The following is a 14,864-nucleotide window of genomic DNA, read 5'->3' as shown; positions in this document are numbered from 1 at the left end:
GATCAGTTCTCCTCTTCGATCCAGCCCATGGTCCGCTGGACGGCCTTGAGCCAGTTGCGGTACTCGCTCTCGCGCTTCTCGCTGTCCATGCGGGGCGTCCACTCGGCCGCCCGCTTCCAGTTGGCGCGGAGCGCCTCGGTGTCCGGCCAGAAGCCGACGGCGAGACCGGCGGCGTAGGCGGCGCCGAGGCAGGTGGTCTCGGCGACCATCGGCCGTACGACCGGGGCGTCGAGGAAGTCCGACATGGTCTGCATCAGCAGGTTGTTGGACGTCATGCCGCCGTCGACCTTGAGCGAGCTCAGCTCGACGCCGGAGTCCTTCTGCATCGCGTCGACGATCTCCCGCGTCTGCCAGGCGGTGGCCTCCAGCACGGCCCGGGCCAGGTGCGCCTTGGTGACGTAGCGGGTCAGGCCCGTGATGACGCCGCGCGCGTCGGAGCGCCAGTACGGCGCGAACAGGCCGGAGAAGGCGGGCACGAAGTAGGCGCCGCCGTTGTCGTCGACGGAGCTGGCGAGCGTCTCGATCTCGGCCGCGCTGTTGATCAGACCCATCTGGTCGCGCATCCACTGCACCAGCGCGCCGGTGATGGCGATGGAACCCTCCAGCGCGTACACCGGCTTCTCCTCGCCGATGCGGTAACCGACCGTGGTGAGCAGGCCGTTGTAGGAGTTGACGGCCTCCTCACCGGTGTTCAGCAGCAGGAACGTGCCCGTGCCGTAGGTGGACTTCGCCTCCCCGGGGGCGTAGCAGGTCTGACCGAACAGCGCGGCCTGCTGGTCGCCCAGGGCCGAGGCCACCGGCACGCCCTCCAGCGAGCCCCGGGCGTGCCCGTACACCTCGGCCGAGGAGCGGATCTCCGGCAGCAGCGAGAGGGGGACGCCCATCGACTCGCAGATCTTCTCGTCCCACTGGAGCGTGCGCAGGTTCATCAGCATGGTGCGCGAGGCGTTGGTGACGTCGGTGACGTGCACCCCGCCGTCCGGACCGCCGGTGAGGTTCCAGATCACCCAGGAGTCCATCGTGCCGAACAACAGCTCGCCGCGTTCGGCGCGCTCCCGCAGGCCGTCCACGTTGTCCAGCAGCCAGCGGATCTTGGGACCGGCGAAGTAGGAGGCGAGGGGCAGGCCCGTCTCGCGGCGGAACCGGTCCTGGCCGACGTTGCGGCCCAGCTCCTTGCACAGCGTGTCGGTCCGGGTGTCCTGCCAGACCAGGGCGTTGTGCACGGGCTCGCCGGTGGCGCGGTCCCAGAGCAGTGTGGTCTCGCGCTGGTTAGTGATGCCGAGCGCCTTGACGTCCTCCCGGGAGATGCCGGCCCGCTCCAGTGCGCCGGCGACCACCTCCTGGACGTTGGTCCAGATCTCGGCGGCGTCGTGCTCGACCCAGCCGGGGCGGGGGAGGATCTGCTCGTGCTCCTTCTGGTCGACCGAAACGATCCTGCCGTCCCGGTCGAAGACGATGCAGCGGCTGGAGGTCGTGCCCTGGTCGATGGCGGCGATGAACTCGCGCTTCGGGGCGTTCGCGGCGGGGGTCTCGCTCATGGTGGGCTCCGGTGGCGTCGGGATGGGCTTGTGGTCGGGTTCTCAGGCGAAGGCGAGGGTGTACAGGCCGCCGGCCAGTGCGCCGCCGAGCAGCGGGCCGGCCACCGGCACCCAGGCGTAGCTCCAGTCTGATCCGCCCTTGTTCGGCAGCGGCAGCAGCGCGTGCACCAGGCGCGGGCCGAGGTCGCGGGCCGGGTTGATGGCGTAGCCGGTCGGGCCGCCCAGCGACAGGCCGATGCCGACGACGACCAGCGCGGTGATCAGCACGCCCAGCGGGCCCAGCCCTTCACCCTCCTGGTTCAGGCCCTGGGTGAGGATGGCCAGCACCAGCACGACCGTGGCGACGACCTCGGTGGCGAGGTTCTGCCAGGTGTTCCGGATCTCGGGGGCGGTGGAGAATATGCCGAGCACGGGACCGGGCCCCGGAGTGGCCGGGCCCTGAGCCGTACGGTCGGCCACCGCCGTCTCCTGCGCACCCGGGCCGCCGGTCGCCTCCCGGCCGGTGAGGTGGGCCAGGAACTGGCCGTAATAGGCCACCCAGACCAGCGAGGCGCCCAGCATCGCGCCGATCATCTGCGCCAGCACGTAGGCGGGCACGTCGCTCCACTCGGTACCGCCCTGCACGGCCAGGCCCACCGTCACCGCGGGATTGAGGTGCGCGCCGGACACGCCGGCGGCGATGTAGGCGCCGGTGAGCACCGCCATGCCCCAGCCGAGCGCGATGGCCGTCCAGCCGGCGTTGAACGCCTTGGAGTGCCGGAACGTCACTGCGGCGCACACGCCGCCGCCGAGCAGGATCAGCACCGCAGTGCCGACGATCTCGCCGAGGAAGATGTCGGAGGTGGACACCGGCGACTCCTTTGTTTCGTCCGATGAGGGGCGGGCGGCGGTGCGCGTTCTCGTCCGGTGTTCGACAATGCCGACCGCCGGACGGCAGTTTTCTCCGCCCAGCGGCAACCGTCAAGAGGCTGGACGCCGGGGGATGCCGCCGGAGCCCTCCCCGGCGGAGCGTCCGGCCTGCGGCGGCCGGGCATCAGAAACGCCCCGAACCCAGGTCCCGGGACACCGCGCGGGCGCAGTCCCGCACCGACGCCACCAGCGCCGGCCGCAGCTCCCCGGCCCCGTCGCACACCCGCTCCACCGCGCCGGTGATTCCCACCGCGCCCACCGGCATCCGGCGCCGGTCGTGGATCGGCGCAGCGATGGACGCCAGCCCTTCCCAGGTCTCCTCCACGTCCGCCGCCCAGCCGCGCGTACGGGTCAGCTCCAGCACCGACTCCAGACCCTCGGGTGCGGTCACGGTCCGGCCGGTGAGAGCCTCCCGGGGCGACTCCAGCACCTCGCTGTGCGCCACCGGGTCGTACGCCGAGAGCACCTTGCCCAGGGCGGTGCTGTGCAGCGGCTGCATCGCGCCCACCTCCAGCACCTGCCGGCTGTCGTCCGGGCGGAAGACGTGGTGCACCACCAGCACCCCCTGCTGGTGCAGCACCCCCAGGTAGACGCTCTCCCCACTGGACCGCGCCAGGTCGTCCGTCCACACCAGCGCCCGGGCCCGCAGTTCGTGCACGTCCAGGTAGCTGTTGCCCAGCCGCAGCAGCTCCGCGCCGAGGGTGTACCTGCCGGTGGCCTCGTCCTGCTCGACGAAACCCTCCTGCTGGAGCGTGCGAATCAGCCCGTGGGCGGTGCCCTTGGCGAGCTGGAGGGCGGAGGCGATCTCGGAGAGGCCCAGGCGCCGTTCACCGCCCGCCAGCAGCCGCAGCACGGCCGCAGCCCGTTCGAGCGACTGGATGGTCCGGGCCATCGGCAGACTCCTTGCCGGATCGAGTGCATTCGACAATGCCGAACGCTATCGCCTGATGCCGACGCGCCGAAAGGCGAGGGCAATCCCCGGAGTGCCGTCCCGCTCCGCGGAACGCCCGGGAGAGCCTTGCGGTCGACGGCTACCCTGGTCTGGTGCGCCGTCCCCACGGGTGGCGCAAAGCCGACAGCCGTCGCAACCCCTTGGAGCAGTTCCATGGCCTCGCCGAGCACGCCGTCCCCCGCCCGCACCACCCGTGCAGACGCCCTCCGCGAGGCACTGGCCTCCCGGGTCGTGGTCGCCGACGGAGCGATGGGCACGATGCTCCAGGCGCAGGACCCCTCGCTGGACGACTTCCAGCAGCTCGAAGGCTGCAACGAGATCCTCAACGTCACCCGCCCGGACATCGTCTCCGCCGTCCACCGCGAGTACTTCGACGCCGGTGTGGACTGCGTGGAGACCAACACCTTCGGTGCCAACCTCGCGGCACTCGGCGAGTACGACATCCCGCACCGGATCTTCGAGCTCTCCGAGTCCGGGGTGCGCATCGCCCGCGACGTCGCCGACGCGTTCGAAGAGGGCGACGGACGCGTCCGCTGGGTCCTCGGCTCCATGGGCCCCGGCACCAAGCTCCCGACCCTCGGACACGCCCCCTACGCCGCCCTGCGCGACGCGTACCAGGAGAACGCCGAGGGCATGATCGCCGGCGGGGCGGACGCCCTGCTGGTGGAGACCACCCAGGACCTGCTCCAGACCAAGGCCGCCGTGCTCGGCGCGCGCCGCGCCCTGGAAGCGACCGGCACGTCCCTGCCGCTGCTGTGCTCCGTCACCGTCGAGACCACCGGCACCATGCTCCTCGGCTCCGAGATCGGCGCCGCGCTGACCGCGCTGGAGCCGCTGGGCATCGACATGATCGGCCTGAACTGCGCCACCGGCCCGGCCGAGATGAGCGAACACCTGCGGTACCTCGCCCAGCACGCCGGGGTCCCGCTCTCCTGCATGCCCAACGCCGGCCTCCCCGTACTCGGCAAGGACGGCGCGCACTACCCGCTGACGGCGCCCGAACTGGCCGACGCCCAGGAGTCGTTCATCAGCGACTACGGCCTCTCCCTCGTGGGCGGCTGCTGCGGCACCACCCCCGAGCACCTGCGGCAGCTCGTCGAACGCGTCCGCGGCAGCGCCCCCGCCCCCCGCGCGCCGCAGCCCGAGCCGGGCGCCTCCTCGCTCTACCAGACCGTGCCCTTCCGCCAGGACACCTCCTACCTGGCGATCGGCGAACGCACCAACGCCAACGGTTCCAAGAAGTTCCGCACCGCCATGCTGGAAGGCCGCTGGGACGACTGCGTGGAGATGGCCCGGGACCAGATCCGCGAGGGCGCACACCTGCTCGACCTCTGCGTCGACTACGTCGGCCGCGACGGCGTGGCCGACATGACCGAACTCGCCGGGCGTTTCGCGACCGCGTCGACGCTGCCGATCGTGCTCGACTCCACCGAACCCGCCGTTCTGCAGGCGGGCCTGGAGAAGCTCGGCGGACGCGCCGTCATCAACTCCGTCAATTACGAGGACGGCGACGGGCCCGACTCCCGCTTCGCCCGCATCACCCGCCTCGCCGCCGAACACGGCGCCGCGCTGATCGCGCTGACCATCGACGAGGAGGGCCAGGCCCGCACCCCGGAGCACAAGGTCGCCGTCGCCGAACGGCTCATCGAGGACCTCACCACCAACTGGGGCATCGCCGAGTCCGACATCCTCGTCGACTGCCTCACCTTCACCATCTGCACCGGGCAGGAGGAGTCCCGCAAGGACGGCGTCGCCACCATCGAGGCCATCCGCGAACTCAAGCGCCGCCACCCCGAGGTGCAGACCACCCTCGGCCTGTCGAACATCTCCTTCGGCCTCAACCCGGCCGCCCGGCAGGTGCTCAACTCCGTCTTCCTCGACGAGTGCGTCAAGGCGGGCCTGGACTCCGCGATCGTCCACGCCTCCAAGATCCTCCCCATCGCCCGGCTCGAGGAGGAGCAGGTCGAGGTGGCGCTCGACCTGATCCACGACCGCCGCCGCGAGGGCTACGACCCCCTCTCCCGGCTGCTGGAGCTCTTCGAGGGCGTGGACAGCAAGTCCCTCAGGGCCGGCAAGGCCGAGGAACTCGCCGCACTGCCCCTGGAGGAACGCCTCCAGCGCCGGATCATCGACGGCGAACGCAACGGCCTGGAGGACGACCTGGAGGCCGCGCTGGCCGAGCGGCCGGCCCTGGACATCGTCAACGAGACCCTGCTGGCCGGCATGAAGGTCGTCGGCGAGCTGTTCGGCTCCGGCCAGATGCAGCTGCCGTTCGTGCTCCAGTCCGCCGAAGTGATGAAGTCCGCGGTGGCCCACCTGGAACCGCACATGGAGAAGTCGGACGACGAGGGCAAGGGCACCATCGTCCTGGCCACCGTCCGCGGCGACGTCCACGACATCGGCAAGAACCTCGTCGACATCATCCTGTCCAACAACGGCTACAACGTCGTCAACCTGGGCATCAAACAGCCCGTCTCCGCCATCCTGGACGCCGCCCAGGAACACCGGGCCGACGTCATCGGCATGTCCGGCCTGCTGGTCAAGTCCACGGTGATCATGAAGGAGAACCTGGAGGAACTGAACCAGCGCCGGATGTCCGCCGACTACCCCGTCATCCTCGGCGGCGCCGCCCTCACCCGCGCCTACGTCGAACAGGACCTGCACGAGATCTACGAGGGCGAGGTCCGCTACGCCCGCGACGCCTTCGAGGGGCTGCGCCTCATGGACGCCCTCATCGCCGTCAAGCGCGGAGTGCCCGGCGCGGAGCTGCCCGAGCTGAAGAAGCGCCGGGTGCCCAAGCGGGACGCGGCCCTGCCCGAACAGCCCGCCAACGACGGCTCCGTGCGCTCCGACGTCGCACGCGACAACCCCGTGCCCGGCATGCCCTTCCGCGGCACCCGCGTCGTCAAGGGCATCGCCCTGAAGGACTACGCCTCCTGGCTGGACGAGGGAGCGCTCTTCAAGGGCCAGTGGGGCCTGAAGGAGTCCCGCACCGGTGACGGACCGTCGTACGACGAACTGGTCGAGACCGAGGGCCGCCCCCGCCTGCGCGGCTGGCTGGACACCCTCCAGCGCGACAACCTCCTGGAGGCGGCCGTCGTCTACGGCTACTTCCCCTGCGTCTCCAAGGGCGACGACCTGATCCTGCTGGACGACGACGGAGGGGAGCGCACCCGCTTCACCTTCCCCCGCCAGCGCCGGGGCCGCCGCCTGTGCCTCGCCGACTTCTTCCGCTCCGAGGACAGCGGCGAGACCGACGTCGTCGGCCTCCAGGTCGTCACGGTCGGCTCGAAGATCGGCGAGGCGACCGGCGAACTGTTCGCCGCCGATTCCTACCGCGACTACCTCGAGCTGCACGGCCTGTCCGTGCAGCTCGCGGAAGCCCTGGCCGAGTACTGGCACGCCCGCCAGCGCGCGGAACTCGGCTTCGCCGGCGAGGACCCCGGCGCCATCACCGACATGTTCGACCTCAAGTACCGCGGCGCCCGCTTCTCCCTCGGCTACGGAGCGTGCCCCGACCTGGAGGACCGGGCGAAGATCGCCGAACTGCTGCGCCCCGAACGGATCGGCGTGGAACTGTCGGCCGAGTTCCAGCTCCACCCGGAGCAGTCGACGGACGCCATCGTGCTGCACCACCCGGAGGCCAAGTACTTCAACGCACGGTAGCCGGTGCCGCACGGTGGCCGAGGGCACGCACGGTAGCCGCGCGAACGCCGTTCGGCGTGCCACGGGCGCATGATCCGTGCCCGTCGTACACTGGACGGTCCGGTACAGGCCGGTCGCCCGTTCCCGGTGGAGCGTGCGGCCGGCCTTCTCGTCCCTCCAGGAGGCGTGACGCGGATGACAAGCTCCCTCCCCGCTCCCATCACCCGTACGGCCGACGGCGCCGGACTGCAGGCGGTACTGCTGGACATGGACGGCACCCTCGTCGACACCGAGGGATCCTGGTGGGACGCGGAGGTCGAGGTCTTCGCGGACCTCGGGCACGAGCTCGAGGACACCTGGCGGCACATCGTCGTCGGCGGGCCCATGGCGCGCAGCGCGGGCTTCCTCATCGAGGCCACCGGCGCGGAGATCACGCTCGGCGAACTGACCGTGCTGCTCAACCACAAGTTCACCGAGCGCCTCGCCCACGGCGTCCCGCTGATGCCCGGTGCCCGCCGTCTGCTCACCGAACTACGGGCCCACCAGGTGCCGGCCGCCCTGGTGTCGGCCACCCACCGCGTCGTGATGGACCGGATGCTGCACTGGCTCGGCCCCGAGAACTTCGCCTTCACCGTCGCCGGGGACGAACTGCGGCACACCAAGCCGCACCCCGACCCCTACCTGCTCGCCGCCGCCCGTCTCGGCGCCGACCCCGGACGCTGTGCGGTGCTCGAGGACACCAGCACCGGAGTCGCCTCGGCCGAGGCCGCGGGGTGCCACGTGGTGGCCGTCCCCTCGGTCGCCCCCATCGCCCCGGAAGGCCGCCGCACCGTCGTGAAGTCGCTGGAGGAGGTCGACCTGGCGTTCCTCTCCGCGCTCGTCGCGGGCGGAGGCACGCGGCCCGGCCGCCCCCTCACCCGGGACGAAACGACCTGACGGACGGCGGAGTTGACGGCGTGACGTTCCTCACGCCACGCCCCTCCCGGGCCGGCCTGTGAGGGGCCCGCGACGGCCGCCGCGGGCCCGGCAGCCGTCCGTGAAGCCCGATATCCCCCGGATTTCTTCACCTCCCACGGCGTCCGGTATCCGGAGTGAAGATCGAGATTATCGGTGCGTGAGCGGGTGATCACCCGGGCTTGTCCGGCATGTCCCCGCAGAACTACTAACCTCTGTGTCCCGGCCATCTATCTGATGCGACAACCCGGCCGGACGAGGGAGACCGTCGACGATGAAGCGCAAGACCCTGGTGCTGCCTGCCCTGCTGGGCCTGCTCGCGCCCACCCTGGCGGCCTGCGGCGGAGGAACCGCAGGCGACTCGGGCGGCGACGCCATCGTCGTCGGAACCACCGACCGGTTCGCGGTCGGCGAGGCCACCCCCGCCCCGTTCGACCCCGCCGCCGCCTACGACATCGCGTCGTGGAACGTCATGCGCAGCACCTTCCAGACGTTGCTCCGCCCACCGCGCTCGGGCACCGAGCCGGAGCCGGAAGCCGCCCGCGAGTGCGCGTTCACCGACAAGCAGGGCACGCAGTACCGCTGCACCCTGCGGGAGGGCATGAAGTTCTCCGACGGCAGCGAACTCACCGCCCAGGACGTCGAGTTCTCGGTGGAGCGGATGCTCGACGTCGGCGCCGACCTCGGCCCCGCCTCGCTGCTCGGCAACGTCGACACGGTGCAGGCGGCCGGCGACACCGAGGTCGTCTTCCACCTCAAGAAGCCCGACGCGACCTTCCCCTACAAGCTCGCCACCCCCGCCGCGGCGATCCTGGACAGCGGGACCTACCCGCGCAACGGCTACCTGGAAGGCACCGAGGTCGTGGGCTCCGGCCCCTACCTGCTGGAGTCCTACGACGCCTCCGACGGCGTCGGCGTCTTCGTCAGGAACCCTGACTACACCGGCACGCTCGAGGTCCGCAACGACCGCATCGAGCTCCGCAGCTTCGACAGCGCCGAGGCGATGGAGAAGGCGCTGAAGAACGGTGAGATCGACGTCATGAACCGGACGCTGACGCCCGGCCAGGTCAACCGCCTGAAGATCGCGGACGACGACCGCATCGACCTCGTGGAGTCACCGGGCCAGGAGATCCGCTACCTCGTCTTCCACACCGACGACCCCACCGCCGGGCAGCCCGCCGTGCGCCGGGCGATCGCCCAGGTCGTCGACCGCAAGGCACTGGTGCGCGACGTGTACGAGCGCACCGCCGAACCGCTGTACTCCCTGGTGCCCAGCGGCCTGATCGGCCACCGCAACTCCTTCTTCAACGAGTACGGCGAGCCCGACCCCGCCGCCGCCCGCCGCACCCTGCGCGCAGCGGGCGTCGACACCCCGGTCCCGCTCACCCTGCACTACACCACCGACCACTACGGCGCGGTCACCCGCCAGGAGTTCCAGGAACTCAAGGAACAGCTCGACGCCACCGGCCTCTTCCGCACCGAGCTCCGGGGCACGCCGTGGGACGCCTACCGCAAGGAGGCCACCCAGGGTTCCTACGGCGTCTACGGCTTCGGCTGGTTCCCCGATTTCGCAGACCCGGACAACTTCGTCGCGCCGTTCTTCACCGAGGACAACTTCCTCAAGACGCCCTACGTCAACGACGAGATCCGCGACGAACTCATCCCGCAGACCCGCCGGGAGACCAAGCGCGCCGAGGCGGCCGACGAGTTCGGCCGCGTGCAGGACGTCATCGCCGGAGAGGTCCCCGTGCTGCCGCTGTGGCAGGGCAAGCAGTACATCGCCGCCCGCGACGACATCACCGGCACCGCATGGGCGCTCAACTCCGCTTCCGTCCTCCAGCTGTGGGAGCTCGGACGCGGCGTCAGCTGACCGCACGAACGGAGCCGGAGGGGCCGGTGACCCGCCTGCCGGGGCACCGGCCCCTCCGGCCCTCCCGCGGCCGTCTCAGTGGGCGCCGGGCCGCACCAGGCCGCTCTCGTACGCGTACACCGCCGCCTGCACCCGGTCCCGCAGGCTCAGCTTCGTCAGCACGTGCCCCACATGGGTCTTGACCGTCGTCTCGCTCACGAACAGGTCCGCCGCGATCTCGGCGTTCGACAGCCCCCGGGCCACCAGCTTCAGCACCTCCACCTCGCGCTCGGTCAGCGTGTGCAGCGTGTCCGGGAGCGGTTCCTCCCCCGACGGCAGCCTCCCGGCGTACTTGTCCAGCAGCCGCCGGGTCACCGACGGAGCCAGCATCGCCTCGCCCGCCGCGACCACCCGGATCGCCTGCACCAGCTCGCCGGCCGGCGCGTCCTTCAGCAGGAAGCCGCTCGCCCCCGCCCGCAGCGCCTCCACCACGTACTCGTCGAGGTCGAAGGTCGTGAGTACCAGCACCTTCGCCGGGCCGTCCTTGTCCGGGCCGGTGATCTGCCGGGTGGCCTCCACACCGTCCATCCGCGGCATCCGGATGTCCATCAGCACCACGTCCGGCTGCAGCGCCCGCACCTGATCCAGCGCCTGCAGGCCGTCCCCCGCCTCCCCGACGACGGCGAGATCGCCCTCCGCCTCCAGGATCATGCGGAATCCGGTGCGCAGCAGTGGCTGGTCGTCGACCAGCAGTACGCGGATGGCCACGTGGAGTCCCCTTCGGCGGACGGGCAGGCTGACGCCCCCATTCTCGCCCAGTCCTCAGAGCCGCGGCTCCGCGACCCCCTCCGCCGCGCCGGGCTCCCGCACCGCGCCGGGCTCGACGACGTCCTCCCGCTCCTCGGCGTCCTCCCCGCCCTCGGCGTCCTCCCCGCGCGGCTCCGGCAGCCGCGGCTGCACCGAGACCGGATACGGCGGCGGCGTGCCGCCGAACTCCGGACAGCGCGCCTGGTGGTCGCACCAGTCGCACAGCCGGCTCGGCCGGGGCCGCCAGTCCCCGGTCTCCGTCGCCTTCCGGATCGCCTCCCACAGCGCCAGCAGCTTCCGCTCCACGGCCCGCAGGTCCGACTCGCCCGGATCGTAGGTCAGCACATCGCCACTGCCCAGATACACCAGCTGCAGCCGGCGCGGCACGGCCCCGCGCAGCCGCCACAGGACCAGCGCGTAGAACTTCATCTGGAACAGCGCCTCGGACGCGTACTCCGGACGCGGCGCCTTACCCGTCTTGTAGTCCACGATGCGCACCTCGCCGGTCGGCGCGATGTCCACCCGGTCGATGATGCCGCGCAGCCGCAGCCCCGACTCCAGCCGGGCCTCCACCCGCAGCTCCCGCTCCGCCGGCTCCAGCCGCGTCGGGTCCTCCAGCGAGAACCAGCGCTCCACCAGCCCCTCGGCCTTCGCCAGCCACCGCGCCAGCTCCGCCCCGTCCGCCGGACCCGGCGCCCCGTCCTCGGCCGGCTCGGAGAACAACTGCGCCAGCTCCGGCCGCCGCGCCAGCAGCCGCTCCCACTCCCGCGCCACCATCGCCCGCGCCCGCGGCGCACTGCGCTCCGCCGCCGGCGCGTCGAACAGCCGCTCCAGCACCGCGTGCACCACCGTCCCCCTGGTGGCCGCGGCCGACGGCTTCTCCGGCAGCCGGTCGATCACCCGGAAGCGGTACAGCAACGGACACTGCATGAAGTCGCTCGCCCGCGACGGCGACAACGAGTCGGGAGCGGTGACGGCTGCGTCTCTCATGGCTACCGACCCTACGACCCGCCACCGACAACACGGCGCTTACCATCGACTCCGGAAGCTCCCGCACTGCATGATCGAGTGACCGCGGCAGTGACGCGGGGTGCGAGAGCAGCGGCAGAGGGGAACCCGTGGCGGACACGGACAACGGCGAACCGCGCGACGACGGCACCGGCCGACCCACCCGGCCCGGGGAACCGTCCGCGCCGAAGCGGACGAACGCGCCGCTCACCCCAGGGGGCCCCGGCGGCCCCGGAAGCGGCGACCCCCGGCGGAACCGGGGCACCGGCGGCGGCATCCTCATGGGCCGCCCCTTCGGCGTGCCCGTCTACGTCGCCCCCAGCTGGTTCCTCGTCGCCGCCCTCATCACCTGGGTCTTCGGCGGCCAGCTCGACCGCGTGCTCCCCGAACTCGGCGGAGCCCGCTACCTGATCGCCCTGTTCTTCGCCGTCGCCTTCTACGCCTCCGTCCTCGTCCACGAACTCGCCCACACCGTCGCCGCACTCCGTTTCAAACTCCCCGTGCGGCGCATCCAGCTCCAGTTCTTCGGCGGCGTCTCCGAGATCGAGAAGGAGTCCGAGACCCCCGGCCGCGAGTTCGTCCTCGCCTTCGTCGGCCCCCTGCTCTCCCTCGTCCTCGCCGGCGTCTTCTACGCCGGCATGCAGGCCGTGGAACCCGGCACCGTCCCCGGCGTCCTGCTCGCCGGACTGATGATCTCCAACCTCATCGTCGCCGCGTTCAACCTGCTCCCCGGCCTGCCGCTGGACGGCGGCCGCATGCTCCGCGCCGTCATCTGGAAACTCAGCGGCAAAGCCATGACCGGCACCGTCGCCGCCGCCTGGACCGGGCGCGGCCTCGCTGTCGCCGTCCTCATCGGCTTCCCCCTCGCCACTCACGCCGGAGGCTTCACCGACGGCGGCGCCGGCGGCTTCGACACCGTCACCGACGCGCTGCTCGCCGCCATCCTCGCCGCCATCATCTGGACCGGGGCGGGCAACAGCCTCCGCGTGGCCCGGCTGCGTGAACGCCTCCCCGACCTCCGCGCCCGCCGCCTGACCCGCCGCGCCGTACCGGTGGAGAACGACACCCCGCTCTCCGAAGCCCTGCGCCGCGCCAACGAAGCCGGAGCCCGCGCCCTCGTCGTCGTCGACGGGCGCGGCGACCCCGTCTCCGTGGTACGCGAATCCGCCATCGTCGGCGTCCCCGAACACCGCCGGCCCTGGGTCGCCGTCAGCACCCTCGCCCAGGACCTCAAGGACGGCATGCGGGTCTCCGCCGAACTCGCGGGCGAAGAGCTCCTCGACCACCTGCGGGCCACCCCCGCCACCGAGTACCTCGTCGTCGAGGAGACCGGCGAGATCTACGGAGTGCTGTCCACCACCGACGTCGAGAAGGCCTTCGTCGCCGCGATGGCCAAGCCCTCCGCCTGACCCGGGGCAAGGACCACCGCCCTCGCCCCCGCCCACCCTCCGCCCCGTGCGCACCCGCCCGCCGGCGCCCGATAGGCTGGGGCCATGTCCGAACCGACCGGTGCCGCCCGCCGTCGCGGGCCCTTCAAGGTCGGGGACCAGGTCCAGCTCACCGACCCCAAGGGACGCCACTACACGATCACGCTCGAGGCCGGGAAGAGCTTCCACACCCACAAGGGAGCCTTCCCCCACGACGAGCTGATCGGCGCTCCCGAGGGCAGTGTCGTCCGTACCACCGGAAACGTCGCGTACCTCGCGCTGCGCCCCCTGCTCCCCGACTACGTCCTGTCCATGCCGCGCGGCGCCGCCGTCGTCTACCCCAAGGACGCGGGCCAGGTGCTCGCGATGGCCGACATCTTCCCCGGCGCGCGCGTCGTCGAGGCCGGCGTCGGCTCGGGCTCCCTCAGCACCTTCCTGCTGCGCGCCGTCGGCGACCACGGCATGCTCCACTCCTACGAACGCCGCGCCGACTTCGCCGAGATCGCCGAACAGAACGTCGAACGCTACTTCGGCACCCCCCACCCCGCCTGGACACTCACCGTCGGCGACCTCCAGGACAACCTCGCCGACGCCGACGTCGACCGCGTCATCCTCGACATGCTCGCCCCCTGGGAATGCCTGGACGCCGTCTCCAAGGCCCTGGTCCCCGGCGGCATCCTCTGCGCCTACGTGGCCACCACCACCCAGCTCGCCCGCACCGTCGAAACCATCCGGGAACACGGCACCTTCAACGAACCGCAGGCCTGGGAGACCATGGTCCGCAACTGGCACGTCGAAGGCCTCGCCGTACGCCCCGACCACCGCATGATCGGGCACACCGGCTTCCTGCTCACCGCCCGCCGCCTCGCCGACGGCGTCGAACCTCCGCTGCGCCGCCGCCGTCCCGCCAAGGGCGCCTACGGCGCCGACTACTCCGGGCCCGGCTCCGGCAGCCGCTGAGCCCCCCGGCAGCCACCATCCCTCGTACGCCCGCGCCAACGCCGCGACCCGCCCGCCGGGTTGCGGCGTTCGGCTTCTCCCGGACGGCACGTGAACCGGGCACGCCCCCCGCCGTTCCCCGCCGATGTGACCTGTGGCACCATGCTGGGCACCTCCGCAGTCACAGCTCCCTCAGGAGACCACCCCCGTGCAGCCCTCGGCCCGCCCGGACGCCCTTCCGCACACCCGCACCCGACTCGTCCACTGGGTGGCGACCGCGGCCGCCCTGTCCGCCGTGCTCGGGGTGTCCGCCCTGGTCCAGCCCCCCGACGCACTCGCCGGACCCACCGGCACCACCCCCGGAAAGGGCCCCGACGCCGCCCAGGCCCGCTACCCCGTCGACTGCGGCCCGCGGAAACAGCCCGCCGTCGCCGTGCTCGACTCCGCCTCCGCCGACTTCGACGCCGACGGACGCGCCGAGACCGTGGCCCTCGTCCGCTGCGACACCCCCACCGGCACCCCGCCCAGCGGCATCTTCGTCCTCACCCACCCGGCCGAACCCGGCGCACCCCCGCCCGTGGTCGAGACCCTGCTGTCACCCGAGCAGGGCATGAGCGCCCAGGAGTTCACCGTCGGCGAACACAGTGACCGGAAGATCGCTGCCACCCTCCTGGGCTACTCCTCGCCCGACGTCCCCCGCTGCTGCCCCGACCAGCAGCGCAAGGTCTCCTGGGAATGGCGCGACGGCCGGTTCGTGCTCGTCCCCGAACCCGTCGCCCAGAGCGTCTGAGACCCACTCCCGGCGAGGCGCCGCCCACGCACCGCGCGCACGCGGA

11 protein-coding genes are annotated in these 14,864 nt (G+C 71.8%); 6 read left to right on the top strand and 5 right to left on the bottom strand.

Annotated elements, in window-relative coordinates; translation table 11 throughout:
- Positions 1 to 2 precede the first annotated feature (2 nt).
- The 3 genes from glpK to K304_RS0104340 all read right to left on the bottom strand — a co-directional run bounded on the left by glpK (position 3) and on the right by K304_RS0104340 (position 3,339).
- Positions 3 to 1,538, bottom strand: a complete 1,536-nt coding sequence (gene glpK, locus K304_RS0104350) for a glycerol kinase GlpK (RefSeq protein WP_027762751.1) — start codon at positions 1,536 to 1,538, stop codon at positions 3 to 5.
- A gap of 42 nt (positions 1,539 to 1,580) precedes the next feature.
- A complete protein-coding gene (locus K304_RS0104345; RefSeq protein ID WP_027762750.1) occupies positions 1,581 to 2,387 on the bottom strand; it encodes an MIP/aquaporin family protein in 807 nt (268 codons plus the stop codon).
- Positions 2,388 to 2,571: 184 nt separating this feature from the next.
- A complete protein-coding gene (locus K304_RS0104340; protein ID WP_027762749.1) occupies positions 2,572 to 3,339 on the bottom strand; it encodes an IclR family transcriptional regulator in 768 nt (255 codons plus the stop codon).
- Between the two features lie 213 nt (positions 3,340 to 3,552).
- Here K304_RS0104340 and metH point away from each other — a divergent pair, with 213 nt between their 5' ends.
- The 3 genes from metH to K304_RS0104325 all read left to right on the top strand — a co-directional run bounded on the left by metH (position 3,553) and on the right by K304_RS0104325 (position 9,868).
- Complete coding sequence (metH, locus tag K304_RS0104335) at positions 3,553 to 7,065, top strand: methionine synthase (RefSeq protein ID WP_027762748.1); 3,513 nt, start codon at positions 3,553 to 3,555, stop codon at positions 7,063 to 7,065.
- Positions 7,066 to 7,239: 174 nt separating this feature from the next.
- Positions 7,240 to 7,980 carry an HAD family hydrolase gene (locus K304_RS27205; RefSeq protein ID WP_051307847.1) on the top strand — a complete coding sequence of 247 codons (741 nt, stop codon included), beginning with the start codon at positions 7,240 to 7,242 and terminating at the stop codon, positions 7,978 to 7,980.
- Positions 7,981 to 8,272: 292 nt separating this feature from the next.
- A complete protein-coding gene (locus tag K304_RS0104325; RefSeq protein ID WP_027762747.1) occupies positions 8,273 to 9,868 on the top strand; it encodes an ABC transporter substrate-binding protein in 1,596 nt (531 codons plus the stop codon).
- 75 nt (positions 9,869 to 9,943) lie between these two features.
- On the opposite strand, the gene K304_RS0104320 is transcribed toward K304_RS0104325, so the two are convergent.
- A complete protein-coding gene (locus K304_RS0104320) occupies positions 9,944 to 10,615 on the bottom strand; it encodes a response regulator (protein WP_027762746.1) in 672 nt (223 codons plus the stop codon).
- Positions 10,616 to 10,669: 54 nt separating this feature from the next.
- Positions 10,670 to 11,644, bottom strand: coding sequence for a RecB family exonuclease (locus K304_RS0104315; protein ID WP_027762745.1), 975 nt, complete (start codon positions 11,642 to 11,644; stop codon positions 10,670 to 10,672).
- A gap of 128 nt (positions 11,645 to 11,772) precedes the next feature.
- On the opposite strand from K304_RS0104315, the gene K304_RS0104310 reads away from it, so the two are divergent.
- From K304_RS0104310 to K304_RS0104300, 3 genes are all read left to right on the top strand, one after another.
- Positions 11,773 to 13,071, top strand: a complete 1,299-nt coding sequence (locus tag K304_RS0104310; protein WP_027762744.1) for a site-2 protease family protein — start codon at positions 11,773 to 11,775, stop codon at positions 13,069 to 13,071.
- 84 nt (positions 13,072 to 13,155) lie between these two features.
- Positions 13,156 to 14,049, top strand: coding sequence for a tRNA (adenine-N1)-methyltransferase (locus tag K304_RS0104305; RefSeq protein ID WP_027762743.1), 894 nt, complete (start codon positions 13,156 to 13,158; stop codon positions 14,047 to 14,049).
- Between the two features lie 187 nt (positions 14,050 to 14,236).
- Positions 14,237 to 14,818: a hypothetical protein gene (locus K304_RS0104300; RefSeq protein ID WP_027762742.1), complete on the top strand. Its 582-nt coding sequence runs from the start codon at positions 14,237 to 14,239 to the stop codon at positions 14,816 to 14,818.
- Positions 14,819 to 14,864 lie beyond the last annotated feature (46 nt).

Source organism: Streptomyces sp. CNS606 (assembly GCF_000426325.1).
The sequence above is the reverse complement of the archived record's forward strand: the minus strand, read 5'-3'. Positions and strand labels throughout refer to the sequence as shown.

What these genes read in the sequence shown, in the direction of transcription:
- glpK (WP_027762751.1), bottom strand. Translation starts at nt 1,538, where the DNA reads ATGAGCGAGACCCCCGCCGCGAACGCCCCGAAGCGCGAGTTCATCGCC.
- K304_RS0104340 (WP_027762749.1), bottom strand. Translation starts at nt 3,339, where the DNA reads ATGGCCCGGACCATCCAGTCGCTCGAACGGGCTGCGGCCGTGCTGCGG.
- metH (WP_027762748.1), top strand. Translation starts at nt 3,553, where the DNA reads ATGGCCTCGCCGAGCACGCCGTCCCCCGCCCGCACCACCCGTGCAGAC.
- K304_RS27205 (WP_051307847.1), top strand. Translation starts at nt 7,240, where the DNA reads ATGACAAGCTCCCTCCCCGCTCCCATCACCCGTACGGCCGACGGCGCC.
- K304_RS0104325 (WP_027762747.1), top strand. Translation starts at nt 8,273, where the DNA reads ATGAAGCGCAAGACCCTGGTGCTGCCTGCCCTGCTGGGCCTGCTCGCG.
- K304_RS0104315 (WP_027762745.1), bottom strand. Translation starts at nt 11,644, where the DNA reads ATGAGAGACGCAGCCGTCACCGCTCCCGACTCGTTGTCGCCGTCGCGG.
- K304_RS0104305 (WP_027762743.1), top strand. Translation starts at nt 13,156, where the DNA reads ATGTCCGAACCGACCGGTGCCGCCCGCCGTCGCGGGCCCTTCAAGGTC.